Origin of the sequence: Actinoallomurus sp. NPDC052274, from assembly GCF_040679475.1 — a bacterium.
Classification (GTDB): Bacteria; Actinomycetota; Actinomycetes; order Streptosporangiales; family Streptosporangiaceae; genus Actinoallomurus; species Actinoallomurus liliacearum.
Genome location: NZ_JBFAUT010000035.1, coordinates 41,145 through 55,030 on the forward strand (window position 1 = coordinate 41,145; position 13,886 = coordinate 55,030).

General features: G+C 71.3%; 12 protein-coding genes. 9 read left to right on the forward strand and 3 right to left on the reverse strand.

Annotation, left to right across the window (positions count from 1 at the left end; genetic code table 11):
- Positions 1 to 58 precede the first annotated feature (58 nt).
- Together AB0K82_RS26895 and AB0K82_RS26900 are read left to right on the forward strand one after the other, a co-directional pair.
- On the forward strand, positions 59 to 2,671 hold the full coding sequence (locus AB0K82_RS26895) for an alpha/beta fold hydrolase (protein WP_364401901.1): 2,613 nt from the start codon (positions 59 to 61) through the stop codon (positions 2,669 to 2,671).
- 32 nt (positions 2,672 to 2,703) lie between these two features.
- A complete protein-coding gene (locus tag AB0K82_RS26900; RefSeq protein WP_364401904.1) occupies positions 2,704 to 3,552 on the forward strand; it encodes an ABC transporter permease subunit in 849 nt (282 codons plus the stop codon).
- Positions 3,553 to 3,767: 215 nt separating this feature from the next.
- Here the strand turns inward: AB0K82_RS26900 and AB0K82_RS26905 are convergent, their stop codons facing one another.
- On the reverse strand, positions 3,768 to 3,929 hold the full coding sequence (locus tag AB0K82_RS26905) for a hypothetical protein (protein WP_364401906.1): 162 nt from the start codon (positions 3,927 to 3,929) through the stop codon (positions 3,768 to 3,770).
- Positions 3,930 to 4,181: 252 nt separating this feature from the next.
- Here AB0K82_RS26905 and AB0K82_RS26910 point away from each other — a divergent pair, with 252 nt between their 5' ends.
- The 4 genes from AB0K82_RS26910 (at position 4,182) to AB0K82_RS26925 (ending at position 8,538) form a co-directional block, all read left to right on the forward strand.
- Positions 4,182 to 5,132: a ribose-phosphate pyrophosphokinase gene (locus tag AB0K82_RS26910; protein ID WP_345352422.1), complete on the forward strand. Its 951-nt coding sequence runs from the start codon at positions 4,182 to 4,184 to the stop codon at positions 5,130 to 5,132.
- A gap of 129 nt (positions 5,133 to 5,261) precedes the next feature.
- Entirely contained in the window at positions 5,262 to 6,689 is a 1,428-nt protein-coding gene (locus tag AB0K82_RS26915) for a serine hydrolase (RefSeq protein WP_364401909.1), read from the forward strand.
- A gap of 263 nt (positions 6,690 to 6,952) precedes the next feature.
- Positions 6,953 to 7,897, forward strand: coding sequence for a GlxA family transcriptional regulator (locus AB0K82_RS26920; protein ID WP_364401912.1), 945 nt, complete (start codon positions 6,953 to 6,955; stop codon positions 7,895 to 7,897).
- A gap of 11 nt (positions 7,898 to 7,908) precedes the next feature.
- Positions 7,909 to 8,538 carry a DJ-1/PfpI family protein gene (locus AB0K82_RS26925; RefSeq protein ID WP_364401914.1) on the forward strand — a complete coding sequence of 210 codons (630 nt, stop codon included), beginning with the start codon at positions 7,909 to 7,911 and terminating at the stop codon, positions 8,536 to 8,538.
- Positions 8,539 to 8,619: 81 nt separating this feature from the next.
- Here the strand turns inward: AB0K82_RS26925 and AB0K82_RS26930 are convergent, their stop codons facing one another.
- Positions 8,620 to 8,964, reverse strand: a complete 345-nt coding sequence (locus AB0K82_RS26930; protein ID WP_364401917.1) for a VOC family protein — start codon at positions 8,962 to 8,964, stop codon at positions 8,620 to 8,622.
- A gap of 138 nt (positions 8,965 to 9,102) precedes the next feature.
- Between AB0K82_RS26930 and AB0K82_RS26935 the strand changes: the two genes are divergently transcribed.
- The 3 genes from AB0K82_RS26935 to AB0K82_RS26945 all read left to right on the forward strand — a co-directional run bounded on the left by AB0K82_RS26935 (position 9,103) and on the right by AB0K82_RS26945 (position 12,573).
- Positions 9,103 to 9,696, forward strand: coding sequence for an HD domain-containing protein (locus AB0K82_RS26935; RefSeq protein ID WP_364401920.1), 594 nt, complete (start codon positions 9,103 to 9,105; stop codon positions 9,694 to 9,696).
- A gap of 107 nt (positions 9,697 to 9,803) precedes the next feature.
- The gene (asnB, locus tag AB0K82_RS26940; RefSeq protein WP_364401921.1) at positions 9,804 to 11,618 is read left to right on the forward strand and encodes an asparagine synthase (glutamine-hydrolyzing); all 1,815 of its coding nucleotides are present in this window, start codon (positions 9,804 to 9,806) and stop codon (positions 11,616 to 11,618) included.
- Positions 11,619 to 11,691: 73 nt separating this feature from the next.
- Positions 11,692 to 12,573 (forward strand): hypothetical protein, encoded by an 882-nt coding sequence (locus tag AB0K82_RS26945; protein WP_364401923.1) that lies wholly within the window; start codon positions 11,692 to 11,694, stop codon positions 12,571 to 12,573.
- A 12-nt stretch (positions 12,574 to 12,585) separates the two neighbouring features.
- Here AB0K82_RS26945 and AB0K82_RS26950 read toward each other — a convergent pair whose 3' ends face one another.
- A complete protein-coding gene (locus AB0K82_RS26950) occupies positions 12,586 to 13,863 on the reverse strand; it encodes an FAD-binding protein (RefSeq protein WP_364401926.1) in 1,278 nt (425 codons plus the stop codon).
- Between the last annotated feature and the right edge of the window lie 23 nt (positions 13,864 to 13,886).

A 13,886-nucleotide genomic window follows, 5' to 3' on the forward strand; every position in this document is an offset into this window, starting at 1 on the left:
ATGGCACTGTCCGCACGATGTCCGGGTTCTGTTACACGCGCCGCTAGTGTCTACCGACATGAGGCGGGGACGGTGGGCGGCGATCGTCGGTGCGGCGGCCGTGCTGGCGGGCGGCGTGACCTGGGCGGCGCTGCCCGGGCCGCCGAGCGTACGGACGACCGAGCAGCGCATCGAGGTGGTCGACGGGCCGCGTGACGACCGGCGCGTCGGCCTGGACACGACCTTCTTCGCGCCCGCCGGCCACGGCCGCGCCCCCGCGGTGCTGCTCGCGCACGGATTCGGCGGCAGCAAGGACGACACCCGCGACGAGGCGGAGCGGCTGGCCCGGCACGGGTACGCGGTGCTCACCTGGTCCGCGCGCGGCTTCGGCCGCTCGGACGGGGAGATCACCCTGGACTCCCCCGACTACGACGTGAAGGACGTCCGGCAGCTCATCGACTGGCTGGCCCGCCGTCCCGAGGTGCGGCTCGACGCGCCCGGCGACCCGCGCGTCGGCATCGCCGGACAGTCCTACGGCGGCGGGATCACCCTGCTGACCGCCGCGTACGACCACCGCGTCGACGCCATCGCCCCACAGATCACCTGGTACGACCTGGCCGACTCACTGTTCCCCGACGCCACCGGCAAGGGCGCGGCGAACGGCGTGTTCAAGAAGGTCTGGGCCGGCATCTTCTTCACCGCGGGCGCGTCGTCCACAGGCTGTGGACGATTCCTGCCGTCGCTGTGCGCGATGTACCAGAAGGTCGCGGAGAGCGGAGGGCCCACGCCCGAGGCCGTCGCGACGCTGCGCCGATCCAGCACCTCGTCCGTCACCGGCCGGATCCACGTCCCGACCCTCCTGGTCCAGGGCCAGTCGGACTCCCTGTTCCCCCTCGACCAGGCCGACGGCAACGCGCGGGCGGTCAGCGGCGCGCCGGTGAAGGTCGTCTGGTTCCAGGGCGGGCACGACGGCGGCGACCCGGAGACCACGCGCGTCCGCGGCCTGGTCACGGACTGGTTCGACCGCTACCTCAAGGGCGACCGTACGGCGACGCCGGGCGAGAAGGGGGCCGGTTTCACCGTCACCCGCAGCGGCGGCATCGACTCCTCCACCCAGCGCGTCGTCGTCACCGCCGCGACCGCGCCCTGGTACCCGGGCCTGTCGGGCACCACCCGCCGTACGCTCCCGCTCGGCGGGCAGGAGCAGACCATCCAGAACCCGCCCGGCGGGTCCCCTGCCTCCATCTCCACACTGCCCGGGCTCGGCGCGCTCGGCGGCGTGAGCGGGTTCGGCACCGGCGGCGCCCAGTTCGACATGCCCGGCCAGTCGGCGGTGTTCGACACCGAACCCCTGAGCGCGCCGGTGACGCTCACCGGGTCCGCGCGCGTACGCGTCCACGTCGCCGGCGGCAGGGCGACGCTGTTCGCCAAGGTGTACGACGTCGGGCCGGACGGTCAGGCCGAACCGGCCCGCCGCCTCGCCGCCCCGTTCAATGTCGACGGCACGGCGGACGTCGCCCTGCCCGCGCTGGACCACCGGTTCGACGCGGGCCACCGCGTCCGGGTCGTCTTCAGCACCACCGACATGGGGTTCGCGTCCCCGACCCGCGCCGCCTCCTACCGCGTGTCCGTGGACTCCCCGCTGACCGTCCCCGTCGACCCGGCGCTGCGCACGCCCCCGGCCCCGCTGCCCTGGTGGGTGTGGGGGTTCCCGGCGATCGCGGTGGCGGCGGCCGTCGTGCTCGTCGCGACGGGACGCGGGCGGCGCCGGCGCGGCGGCGAACCCGGCGACCCCGAGGTGCCGCTGGAGATCGCCGGGCTCACCAAGCGCTACAAGAACGGCCACCTCGCCGTGGACGACCTGTCGTTCCGCGTCGAACGCGGCCAGGTCTGCGGCCTGCTCGGCCCGAATGGCGCCGGCAAGACCACCACGCTGCGGATGCTCATGGGTCTCATCCACCCCGACGGCGGGCAGATCCGCATCTTCGGCGAGCCCGTACGGCCCGGTGCCCCGGTGCTGTCCCGGCTCGGCTCGTTCGTGGAGGGCCCCGGCTTCCTGCCGCACCTGTCCGGCCGCGACAACCTCGAGCTGTACTGGAAGGCCGCCGGGCGCGGCGAGGCGTACCTCGACGAGGCCCTCGAGATCGCCGGGCTCGGCGACGCGATCCGCCGACCGGTACGCACCTACTCGCAGGGGATGCGGCAGCGGCTGGCCATCGCGCAGGCCATGCTCGGCCTGCCCGACCTGCTCGTCCTCGACGAGCCGACCAACGGCCTCGACCCGCCGCAGATCGCCGAGATGCGCGAGGTCCTCGTGCGGTACGCCGCCGCCGGCCGGACCGTCATCATCTCCAGCCACCTGCTCGCCGAGGTCGAGCAGACCTGCACCGACGTCGTCGTCATGCACCGGGGCACCCTCGTCGCCGCGGGGCCGGTCGCCGAGATCGCCGGCCACGACGGCTCGATCCTGATCGGCACGCCGGAGGCCGACCGCGCGATGAGCGTGCTCACCGCCCTGGATGGTGTCGAGGGTGCGGAGCCGTACGCCCCGGGCGTCCTCGTGCGCCTGAACGGCTCGGCGCCGGCGGCCGTGGTCGCCGCCCTGGTCGCCGGCGGCGTTCCGGTGGAGCGGGTGACGCCGCACCGCCGTCTGGAGGACGCGTTCCTCGCGCTGATCGGAGACGCCTCATGACGCGGAAAGGGCTCGTGACTCGGGGAGGGCCGGTGGCCGAGGATCCCACCTACCGGCGGCGTCGGACCCTGCCGCTGCGCGTCGAGGCCGTTCGCCAGTTGCGCCGGCGCCGCACCTGGATCGCGTTCCTGGTCCTGCTGGCGCTGCCCTGGGTGCTCGCCGCCGCCTTCAAGCTCGGCGGTTCGCCGTCGGGGAACGACGCGAACACCCCCGGCCTCGTCACGGTGGCGACGGCGGGCGCGCTGAACTTCACGGCGTTCACGCTGTTCGCATCCGCGGGCTTCCTGCTCGTCGTGGCGGTGGCGCTGTTCTGCGGCGACACGGTGGCGAGCGAGGCCGGCTGGGCGTCCCTGCGGTACCTCCTCGCCGCCCCGGTGCCGCGCGTCCGGCTGCTGCGCCAGAAACTGATCGTCGCCCTCGCGTACGCCGCGCTGGCCGTGGTCAGCCTGCCCACGATGGCGATGATCACCGGGATCTACGTCTTCGGCTGGGCCCGCCTGCGGGTGCCGGGCGGAGACGTCGCGCTGCCGAACGGCACGGCCCTCACCCGGATGCTCATCATCGTCGGCTACATCCTGGCGTCCGAGCTCGTCGTCGCCGCCCTGGCGTTCCTGCTGTCGGTCACCACCGACTCGCCGCTCGGCGCGGTCGGCGGCGCGGTCGGCCTCGTCATCCTCAGCAACATCATCGACGCGGTGACGGCGCTCGGCCACTGGCGGGAGTTCCTGCCGACGCACTGGACGTTCGCCTGGACCGACGCCCTCCAGCCGCATCTGGAGTGGACCGGCATGATCAAGGGCACGGCCCTGTCCGCCTCCTATGCCATCGTCTTCCTCGCCCTGGCCGTCCGCCGCTTCCGCACCAAGGACGTCGTCAGCTGACCCGCCCCTCCTCGACCGCCGCGCGGCCTCACCGCCGGCACATGGCACGAGCGGGCCACTGTCCGCCCCGGAGTCGCCGGGCCGAACTCTCGGTGAAGACCTGCACCGGCGCCGGACGAAAATCCCGCTGAGGGATGTTCCGCAGCCGGTGGATCACTTTCACCGAGCTTTCCGTACGGCCGGCGGGAGCCGAGACTTCAGTACGCCCGTCGGGCTCAGTCGGTGTCCAGCGGGCGGACGAATCGGGCGGAACGGTGGCACGCGTCCTCGAAGCCCAGATGCTTGCGCTCCGTGGTCGACGGATAGCCGAGCTGCGTCAGCAGCGCGGCGATCACGGGAGCGTCGGCGTCCAGAGCGTCTCTGATCAGAACGTCCATCGATGGCTCCTCCCCACCCGGCCGAGCGTTTCACACGCGCGGTGCCGGGAGCACCCGCCCTGATGCTCCCGGCACCGCGTTAGGCGTCCGCCCGCGCGCGGGCCGGCGTCCTGGACACGGTGACCGCGGCATGGGCCTGGGAGAACGGTCTCGTACATCCGTCCGGCCGGTGACCGGGTCACGGCAGATCGATAGTGACGAAGGCGGCCGTTCCGGGGATGATCGTGGCGGACGGCGCGGGAGGCGATGCTGGTGACCGGTTCCGACTTCGAAGAGCTGCTGGTGTTCGGCGGAACGGGCAGTCCGCGACTGACCGCCGCGATCTGCGACCATCTGGGCGTGAAGCCGGGTCGCGGGGAGGTGATCCGTTTCTCCGACGGCAACCTGTTCGTGAAGGTCAACCAGAATGTCCGGGGCCGGCACGTGCACCTGGTGCAGTCCACGGTGTTCCCCGCCAACGACAACTTCGTCGAGCTGCTGTTCTGGATCGACGCGTTCAAGCGGGCCAGCGCCGCGTCGGTGACGGTGCTGATGCCCTACTTCAGCTACGCCAAGGCCGACAAGAAGGACGAGCCGCGGGTGTCGATCCGCGCCCGGGTGTGCGCGCAGTCGATCGAGGTGGCCGGGGCCGACCGGGTCGTCACCATGGACCTGCACGCGCCGCAGATCCAGGGGTTCTTCACCCGGCCGGTCGACGACCTGTACGCCCTCCCCCTGCTCGCCGAGGCGATCGGCGACTCGGGCGACCTCGTCGTCGTGTCGCCGGACGCGGGGTTCGCCAAGCAGGCCCGGAAGTACGCCAGGCGGCTCGGCGCGCCGCTCGCCATCGCCGACAAGGAGCGCGTCGACCACAGCGAGACGGCGCGGGTCGTCGACCTGATCGGTGACGTACGCGGCCGGGACGCCGTGATCGTCGACGACTTCACGATCACGGCCGGCACGCTGACGGAGGTCGCGGAGTCCGTGATGGAGCACGGCGCGCGGAGCGTGCGCGCGGCCGTGACGCACGGGGTGTTCACCAGCAAGTCGATGGAGCGGCTCGACTCCAGCCCGATCTCGCGGCTCTACGTGACCGACACGGTGGAGAACCAGCCGGTACGGCTGTCGCCGAAGGTGCAGAAGGTCTCGGTCGCGCCGCTGTTCGCCGAGGCGATCGCCCGCATCCACCGCCGGGAGAGCATCAGCGTCCTGTTCGACTTCTGACGTCGGGCGGCCCGCGCCGGTCGCGCTTCGCGGCGACACGGATCCGTACGGCCGGTGAGCAGCGGCTTTCCAGATATCGGCGAAACCGGGGAGATGCGCGACCGATATCGCTATTTTGTCAGAATGATCTTGAACCGTTATCGTAAGCACGGTCGGGGCTGGGTAGCGCTGGGCGGCGCCGTGATGCTGCTGGCCACCGTCGCGCAGCCGGCGCAGGCGGCCGAGCCGGACACCAGCGGTGTCGCGCGAAAGCTCCAGAAGACCATGGCCGCGCTGCAGTTCGGCCAGGTCCTGGACACCGAGCCCCCCACGTCCACCCAGGCGAAGAAGTCCGCCTCGGTCGACGTCGACCCGGAGAAGAAGCTCGCGGGACGGGATCGGGCCCCCAAGCTGAAGGCGGCGGCCATCGCGGCCGCGACACAGATCCACCAGCAGCCGAACGTCGACGTGACCGTCCTCGAGCTCGACGACAAGGGCCGGCCCGTCTCCTCTGGCACCGTCGTGACCAGCCCGACGTACAAGAACGGCGTCATCGTCCCGGTCGACCGGAACTTCCACACCACCGCGGTGCGCTACCGGCACTGGGACACCAACCTCTGGAACACCAACAACGGGCAGGGCGACACCGACGTCGTCCCGGGCCGCGAGAACGCGCCCATCGACTTCATGTCGCCCTACCCGGCGTCGACCCTCAAGCTGATGGTCGGCTTCGGCGTCCTGCAGTTGGTGGACAAGGGCGTCATCACGCTGGACGACACGTACTCCTACCAGCCGACGCAGGCCTCCGACCTGTGCGGCGCCGCCACGACCGACACCGTCCGCAACTACTTCGACCGCATGATCACCGTCTCCGACAACGGCTCGGCGTGCGCGATGATCAAGCTGTTGAACGACAAGGGCGCGATCGACGGTCTCAACCAGACCTTCCAGGGCATCGGCCTGGAGACGATGCAGCTGAAGGACACCAACCCCGCCAACGGCGGGAACTGGACCTCCGGCATCAACATGTCCTCGCTGGACACCGCCAAGCTGCTGGCGCTCCTCAACGGCGTCACGGGCACGGCGTGGACCGCTCCGAACGGCAAGGCGGTCACCAGTGACGTCCTGAGCAAGTCCTCCCGCGAGTTCTTCATGAAGGAGCTCGGCGACCAGGGCTGGAACAACGTCCTGTCGACGACGAACTACTGCGGCTACCCCTACCCGGCGGCGGGCATGCCGCAGCGGATCTCGGACCGGTGGATCGGCCCGGACGGCACCGTGACGGTCAACGACGACCCGACCGACGGCAAGTACCAGTACCCCGTGCAGCCCTGCCAGGACGCCGCCCAGGTGACGTTCGCCCACAAGACGGGCCTGTCGGAGAACGCGGTGAGCGACGCGGGCATCGTCAAGTCGCTGCCCGGCAAGCCGAACCGGCACTACATCATCGCCGCGTTCAGCAACCTCGGCTACCGGTACATCGACCCGAACCGCCAGGAGGTTCAGCCGTCGGTCAACCGGACCGAGAAGTTCGCGCTGCTCGGACGCACGATGGACGCCTACGAGGCCGCGCGCTGACCTAAGCGGACAGGGGGCGAAGGGGCCGGGGAATCCCGGCCCCTTCCGCTCATCCGCCGACGATGACCTCATCTCCTGGGGTCCGCACGCCGACGCACATCCGCCGGTCCGCACGCCGACGCACATCCGCCGGTCCGCACGCCGACGCACATCCGCCGGTCCGCACGCCGACGGGCATCTGCCGGTCCACGGACCGGCAGATGGCTGTATTCGTCATATCCGCGTCATTGCGGACATTCGGCCGGAGCGGCGACGCTGAGGACGTGCGGATCACGTTCCTCGTCCACCCCGGCTTCCAGTCGTTGGACCTCACCGGCCCCCTGGAGGTCTTCGACCTGGCCGGCGGCGGCTACACCACCGAGGTCGTCGCCGCCGAACGCACGCCGGTCGAGTCGTCCAGCGGCCTGGCGGTCCTCCCCCACCGCGCCTTCCACGACGACCCCGTCGACACCCTCATCGTCGTGGGCGGTCCCGGCACCGCGGAGGCCGCGCGGGACAAGCGGACGATCGCGTGGATCTCGGCCACCGCGCGACGCGCCCGCCGCGTCGGCTCGGTGTGCAGCGGCGCGTTCCTGCTGGCGCGGGCCGGGCTGCTCGACGGCCGGCGGGCGACCACGCACTGGTCCGCCTGCCGCCTGCTGGCCGAGCGGTTCCCCGCCGTCGAGGTCGATCCGGATCCGATCTTCGTACGGGACGATCCCGTCTGGACCTCGGCGGGCGTGACCGCGGGGATCGACCTGGCGCTCGCCATGGTCGAGGACGACCGCGGCGCCGCGACCGCCCGGGCGGTCGCCCGGCAGCTGGTCGTGTTCGTGCAGCGGCCGGGCGGGCAGGCGCAGTTCAGCGCCCAACTGGCCGCGCAGCGGCCGGACCGGCCCGGCATGCGGGAGCTGCAGCGGTGGATCGCCGACCACCTGACCGCGGACCTGTCCGTGGAGGCGCTGGCGGCCCGGACGGGGCTGAGCCCACGGCACTTCGCCCGCGTGTTCCGCGAGGACGTCGGCGTGACTCCGGGGTCGTACGTCGAGTCGGTGCGGGTCGAGGCGGCCCGCCGGCTGCTGGAGACGACCGCCCGCCCGCTCGACGTGATCGCCCGCGAGTGCGGCTTCGGCACCCCCGAGACCATGCATCGCGGTTTCAAGCGGACCGTGTCCGTCACTCCCGGCGACTACCGCCGCCGGTTCCGTTCATCCGTGACATCCCGATGAGGAGCAGGCCCGTGCGGATCGTATTCGCGCTGTACGAAGGATTCACCCCGCTCGACGCCGTCGGGCCGTACGAGGTGCTGTCGCGCCTGCCGGGCGTCACGACCGTCTTCGCGGCGGCCGAACGCGGCCCCGTCCGTACGGACGGGGCGCTCACGGTCGTGGCCGACGCCGCGTTCGACGCCATCGACCGGTGCGACGTCCTCCTCGTGCCGGGCGGTCCGGGGACCCGCGACGTCGTGCTCGGCGACCGGCGGTACGTCGACTGGGTCCGGCGCGTGCATCCCACGACCCGGTGGACCACGTCGGTGTGCTCCGGCTCGCTGATCCTCGGCGCCGCCGGGCTGCTCGACGGTCTGCGGGCGACCACGCACTGGGCCGTCCGGAAGGAGCTCGAGGCCACCGGCGCGACGTACGTCCCCGAACGCGTCGTGACGGCCGGCAAGGTGGTGACGGCGGCGGGCGTCTCGGCCGGCATCGACATGGCGCTGACCCTGGCCGCCGACATCGGCGGCGACGTCGCCGCGCAGGCGATCCAACTGTGGACCGAGTACGACCCGCGACCGCCGTTCGACAGCGGCTCACTGCCGAAGGCGTCTCCCGAGGTCCTGGACTTCGTCACCGCCCACCTGGCGGCCGGCTGACGGATGCCCCGACGCACGCCCGGGCCGCGGGGCGCACGACTACCCGCCGGTGCCACGCGGTCCGGCGCGACCGATCGGCGATCAGTCGACGAGGCAGAACTCGTTGCCCTCCGGGTCCCGCATCACCTGGAACCGGCCGTGGGCGTCGGTGCGCAGGTCCTCGACGGCGGTGGCGCCCTCGGCGCAGAGGCGTTCGCGCGCCGCGTCGATGTCCGCGACCTCGACGTCGAGATGCAGGCGGTTCTTGACCTCCTTGCCCTCCGGCACGAGCTGGAACGCCAGGCGCAGCGGCTCGTCCGGCGGATCGACGTAGGACCAGTCGGGATCGCGGTCGACGGCCTCTCCGCCGACCACGGCCGTCCAGAAGCGGGCCAGCTTCGGCGGGTCGGCGCAGTCGATGACGAGTTCCTGCAGTCGTCCGATCATGCCGGAACGCTACCCGGCGGCTCGGCTTCCACTCCCGGCCCGGCGGGCCCGGCCGAGATCTGCCCTCCGCTTACCGTCTGATCTGGGAAAAGTCGTCTACCGTGAGATACCCGGGCGGCCGAGAGTGAGGGGGCAGGCATGCCGGATGAGCTGGCGCGCTTGACGGAGTTCGTCTACGAGATGGGACTGCTCAAGCGCTACAAGCGGAGCGGCTGGCTGGTCGCGGGCGTCGTCGCGCCGGAGAGCATCGCGGACCATTCCTTCCGGGCCGCGGTGCTGGCCGGCGTGCTGGCCGCCCTGGAGGGCGCGAACCCCGAGCGGGCCATCCTGCTCAGCCTCTTTCACGACAGCCAGGAGACCCGGCTCACCGACCTGCCGTACCTCGCCAAGCGGTATGTCACCCGCATGCCCAACGAGCAGGTCACCGCGGATCAGGTTCGCGGGCTGCCCGCCCCGGTGGCCGATCTGATCACCGGTTCGGTCGCGGAGTACGAGCGGCGGACCAGCCTGGAGGCCCGCTGCGCGCGCGACGCCGACAAGCTCGAATGCCTGTTGCAGGCCATCGAGTACCGGGACCAGGGGCATCACACCATCCAGCCGTGGATCGACAGCTCGCTCGCCGCGTTGCAGACGCCGACCGGGAAGAAGCTCGCGGATGAGGCGCTGGCCACGGGGTCGCTCGACTGGCTCCCCGGCGTCGTGAACGGCGAGGACGAACCGGCCGCCGGCTGAGCGGCGCACGGTTCGTCCCGGATGTCCAGCCTCGCAGGCCGTGAGGTTTGTTACTTGGATGTTTCTGACAGACGGGGTTAGCGTCTGTTACGTGCATGATGCATCCAATGAGGAGGCGTTCCGTGTGCGGCATAGCCGGCTGGGTGGATTACGACCGCGACCTCACTCTCGAGCGCGAGACCGCGCTCACGATGACGCGCACGATGGCGCTCCGCGGCCCGGACGCCGAAGGCCTCTGGATCGACCCGCACGTCGCACTGGGGCACCGGCGCCTCGCCGTGATCGACATCGAGGGCGGCGCGCAGCCGATGAGCGAGGGACCCGCGACGCTGGTCTACAGCGGCGAGACGTACAACTTCCGTGAGCTCCGCCGGGAGCTCGAGTCCCACGGGCACCGGTTCCGCACCCGCAGCGACACCGAGGTGGTCCTGCAGGCGTATCTGCGCTGGGGCGCCGACCTCGTCGAGCGCCTGAACGGGATGTACGCCTTAGCGCTGTGGGACCGGCGGACCGAGGAACTGCTGCTGATCCGGGACCGGATGGGCATCAAGCCGCTGTACTACGCGCCGACCCGCCACGGGGTGCTGTTCGGCTCCGAGCCCAAGGCCATCCTGGCCAATCCCCTCTTCACCCCGCGCGTCCGGGACGACGGCCTGTTCGAGCTGCTCTCCACCGCCAAGACCCCCGGCCACGCCGTCTTCGACGGCATGTACGAGGTCGAGCCCGGGCACGTCGTCCGCGTCTCGCGCGGCGGGGTGACCGACCGGCGCTACTGGGCGCTCACCGCCCGGGAGCACACCGACGACGTCCCCACGACCGTCCGCCACGTCCGCGAACTGCTCGAGGACATCGTCGAACGGCAGCTCATCTCCGACGTACCCCTGTGCACCCTGCTGTCGGGCGGCCTGGACTCCAGCGCCCTGACCGCGCTGGCCGACCGGGCGCTGGGGGCCGGCACCGTACGCACCTTCGCGGTGGACTTCACCGACGAGGGCGGCGGGTTCGTGCCCGACGCCATGCGGGACACGGCCGACACGCCGTACGTCCATGACGTCGCCAAGCACGTCGGGTCCCACCACACCGACGTCGTCCTCGGCAGCGACAACCTCACCTCGCCGGAGGCCGTCGAGACGGTGATGCGCGCCCGGGATCTGCCCGGCGGCGGCGACATGGACACGTCGCTGTACCTGCTGTTCGCCGAGATCCGGCGGCACTCCACCGTGGCGCTGTCGGGCGAGTCCGCCGACGAGGTCTTCGGCGGGTACCGCTGGTTCCACGATCCAGCCGCGGTCGCCGCCGAGGGCTTCCCCTGGCGCCACGGCCTGGGCAGAGAACAGGACCTCATCGACCGCGACCTCGGCCGGCGCACCGACGCCTACCTCGCCGCGCGGTACCACGAGACGATCGACGAGGTGCCCCGGCTGCCCGGCGAGAGCGGCCTCGAGCGCCGCATGCGGGAGATCTGCTACCTCCACCTCACCCGGATGGTCCGCTTCCTCCTGGACCGCAAGGACCGGATGAGCATGGCGGTCGGCCTGGAGGTCCGCGTGCCGTTCTGCGACCACCGGCTCGTCGAGTACGTGTTCAACACGCCGTGGTCGCACAAGACCTACGACGGCCGGGAGAAGAGCCTGCTGCGCGGCGCGACCGCCGATCTCCTCCCCGAGTCGGTCGTACGGCGGCGCAAGAGCCCGTACCCCGCCACGCAGAACCCCAGCTACGAACGAGCGGTCCGCGACCGCCTGTCCGGCATCCTCGCCGACCCGAACGCGCCCGTACGGCCCTACGTCGACGAGGACGCCGCGCGCACGGCCCTGCGCCGCCCGATCGGCCGGGCCAGCCTCCAGCAGGACCGCATGGCGATGGAGCGGATCGTCGCCCTGAACGACTGGCTGACGGCCTACCGCCCCGAGCACATCTAACTAATCACCATTTATCGCAATTTTAGACTGATCAATTCGCAGCCGATGGCATGGCCGGTTTAAAGTCCCGGCCATGCCATCACTGAGTCACGAATCACTCGCCTTGCTCTTCAAGAACCGTCCGGCCCTGGCGGCAGAGATTCTGCATAACGCTTTAAAGGTGGATATCCCGGACTATAAAGCCGTCCGGGTCGAATCCGGCGATCTCACCGAGTGGAGCCCGGCGGAGTTCCGTGCGGACGCCGTGGTCGTCTTCGAGGCGGCGTCCCCCGTGCTGGCCGTCGTGGTGGAGATCCAGCTCGGGCGGGACCAGGACAAGCGGTGGAGCTGGCCGGTCTACCTCGCCGGGCTGCGCGCGCGGACCCGCTGCCCGGCGGTCCTGCTGGTGATCTGCGCGGACGCCGCGATCGGTGACTGGTGCGCCGAGCCGATCGAGCTCGGCCATCCGGGTTGGACCCTGACTCCCCTGGTGCTCAAACCCGAGGCGGTCCCGGTCGTCACCGACGCGGCGGAGGCCGTCCGCGCACCCGAGCTGGCCGTCCTGTCGACCATGACGCACGGGGCCGCCTATAACCGGGCGAGGATCTTTCATGCCCTGCTTTGCGCTGTCGCCGCGATGGAGGACGGCGACCGCGCGGAACTGTACATTGATGTCGTGCTCGCGGCGCTACCCGAGGCACCCGCCACCGAATTGGAGGCAATGATGCGAAGCGATACATCCCCCTACAAAAGCGACGCGTTCCGCAGAACTTACGCCGAGGGCGAGGCCGAGGGCGAGGTCAAGGGCGAGGTCCGGGGCAGGGTGCGCACCCTCCTCCAGGTACTCGACGCGCGTGGTGTCCCGGTTCCGGACGAAGCACGCGAACGCATCACCGCCTGCACCGACGTCGCGCAGATCGAAGCCTGGGTCAAACGCTCCGTCATCGTCCGCACGGTCGACGCGCTCTTCGAGTGACGCCGCGGCCGGTCAGTCGAGATCTGCGAAGAGGTGGCGGGTGAGGAAGTCGTTGGTGAAGGTGCCGTTCGGGTCGTAGTGGCGGGCCAGGGCGTGGAAGTCGGATAGCCGCGGGTACCTCGCGCGCAGCGCGTCGGCGGGAGTGGTGAACAGCTTGCCCCAGTGCGGCCGGGCGTCGAAGGGCGCCAGGCGCTCGTCGACCAGGTCGAGCACGGGGAGCACCTCACCGGTGTCCTTGACCCAGGTGAAGTGCACGGCCACCGTGTCCCGCCCGTAGGACGTGCTCATCCACAGGTCGTCCGCCGCGACGGTCCTGATCTCGCAGACCTGCAGGACCGGGGCGATGCGGTCCCGGACCTCGTTCAGGGCGTGCAGCGCCTCGACGGCGTGCGACCGGGGCAGCAGGAACTCCGACTGCAGCTCGTCGCCGCTGCTGCTCGGCGCGAAGTCGGGCCGGAAGTGCGGCAGCCGGTCGAACCACGGACCGGGCACGCCGAGCTGCTCGGTGCAGGCGACGGCGGACATCCCGGGGACCGGGTGCCGTGGCCCGTCGGCGGGCCGGGCGCCGAACCACTCCTCCGGCATCGCGTCCCCGTCCGCCGCGTCGACGCGCTGCTTCACCCAGACCTGGTCGATCCGCGCCTCGCGCCACGTGGTGAACAGGCTCACGCTGTAGGCGCCGGAGACGACCTCGGCGAAGCGCTCGTCGAGGACCTCGAGCGGCAGCCCTTCGTACACCCGCTGCCGTACGTCGAACGTCGCGCCGAGGTCCAGCGTCACGCTCACGACGATGCCGAGGGCGCCGAGCCCGACGACCGCTCCGGCGAACCGGTCCCCGTCCCGCTCGCGGCTCAGCGTCACGAGGTCGCCGCCGGCGGTGACCAGCTCGAGCCCGGACACCGCCGTGGCCAGGTTGCCGTTCGTCTCACCGGAACCGTGCGTCGCCGTCGCGATCGAGCCGGCCACGGAGATGTGCGGCAGGGACGCCAGGTTGGGCAGGGCGTACCCCTTGTCGTGCAGCTCCCGGCTCAGCTCGGCGTACCGGACGCTCGCCCCGACCCGCACCGTCGCCGCGGCGCTGTCGATCTCCACGGCGGCCGGCAGCTTGGCCAGGGAGACCAGGGTGTCCGGCGTGTCGGCGATGTCGTTGAAGGAGTGGCCGCTGCCCAGCACGCGCACCTTCGGGCCGCGCGCCGCCAGGCTCCGTACCTCGTCCAGAGAGGCCGGATAGCGGACCTGCTCGGCCTGGAAGCCGATGTTGCCCGCCCAGTTCCGTACCGCACCGGCCACCGGACCACCACCCTTCGCCCGCC

What these genes read in the sequence shown, in the direction of transcription:
- AB0K82_RS26895 (WP_364401901.1), top strand. Translation starts at nt 59, where the DNA reads ATGAGGCGGGGACGGTGGGCGGCGATCGTCGGTGCGGCGGCCGTGCTG.
- AB0K82_RS26905 (WP_364401906.1), bottom strand. Translation starts at nt 3,929, where the DNA reads ATGGACGTTCTGATCAGAGACGCTCTGGACGCCGACGCTCCCGTGATC.
- AB0K82_RS26930 (WP_364401917.1), bottom strand. Translation starts at nt 8,964, where the DNA reads ATGATCGGACGACTGCAGGAACTCGTCATCGACTGCGCCGACCCGCCG.
- AB0K82_RS26935 (WP_364401920.1), top strand. Translation starts at nt 9,103, where the DNA reads ATGCCGGATGAGCTGGCGCGCTTGACGGAGTTCGTCTACGAGATGGGA.
- asnB (WP_364401921.1), top strand. Translation starts at nt 9,804, where the DNA reads ATGAGGAGGCGTTCCGTGTGCGGCATAGCCGGCTGGGTGGATTACGAC.
- AB0K82_RS26945 (WP_364401923.1), top strand. Translation starts at nt 11,692, where the DNA reads ATGCCATCACTGAGTCACGAATCACTCGCCTTGCTCTTCAAGAACCGT.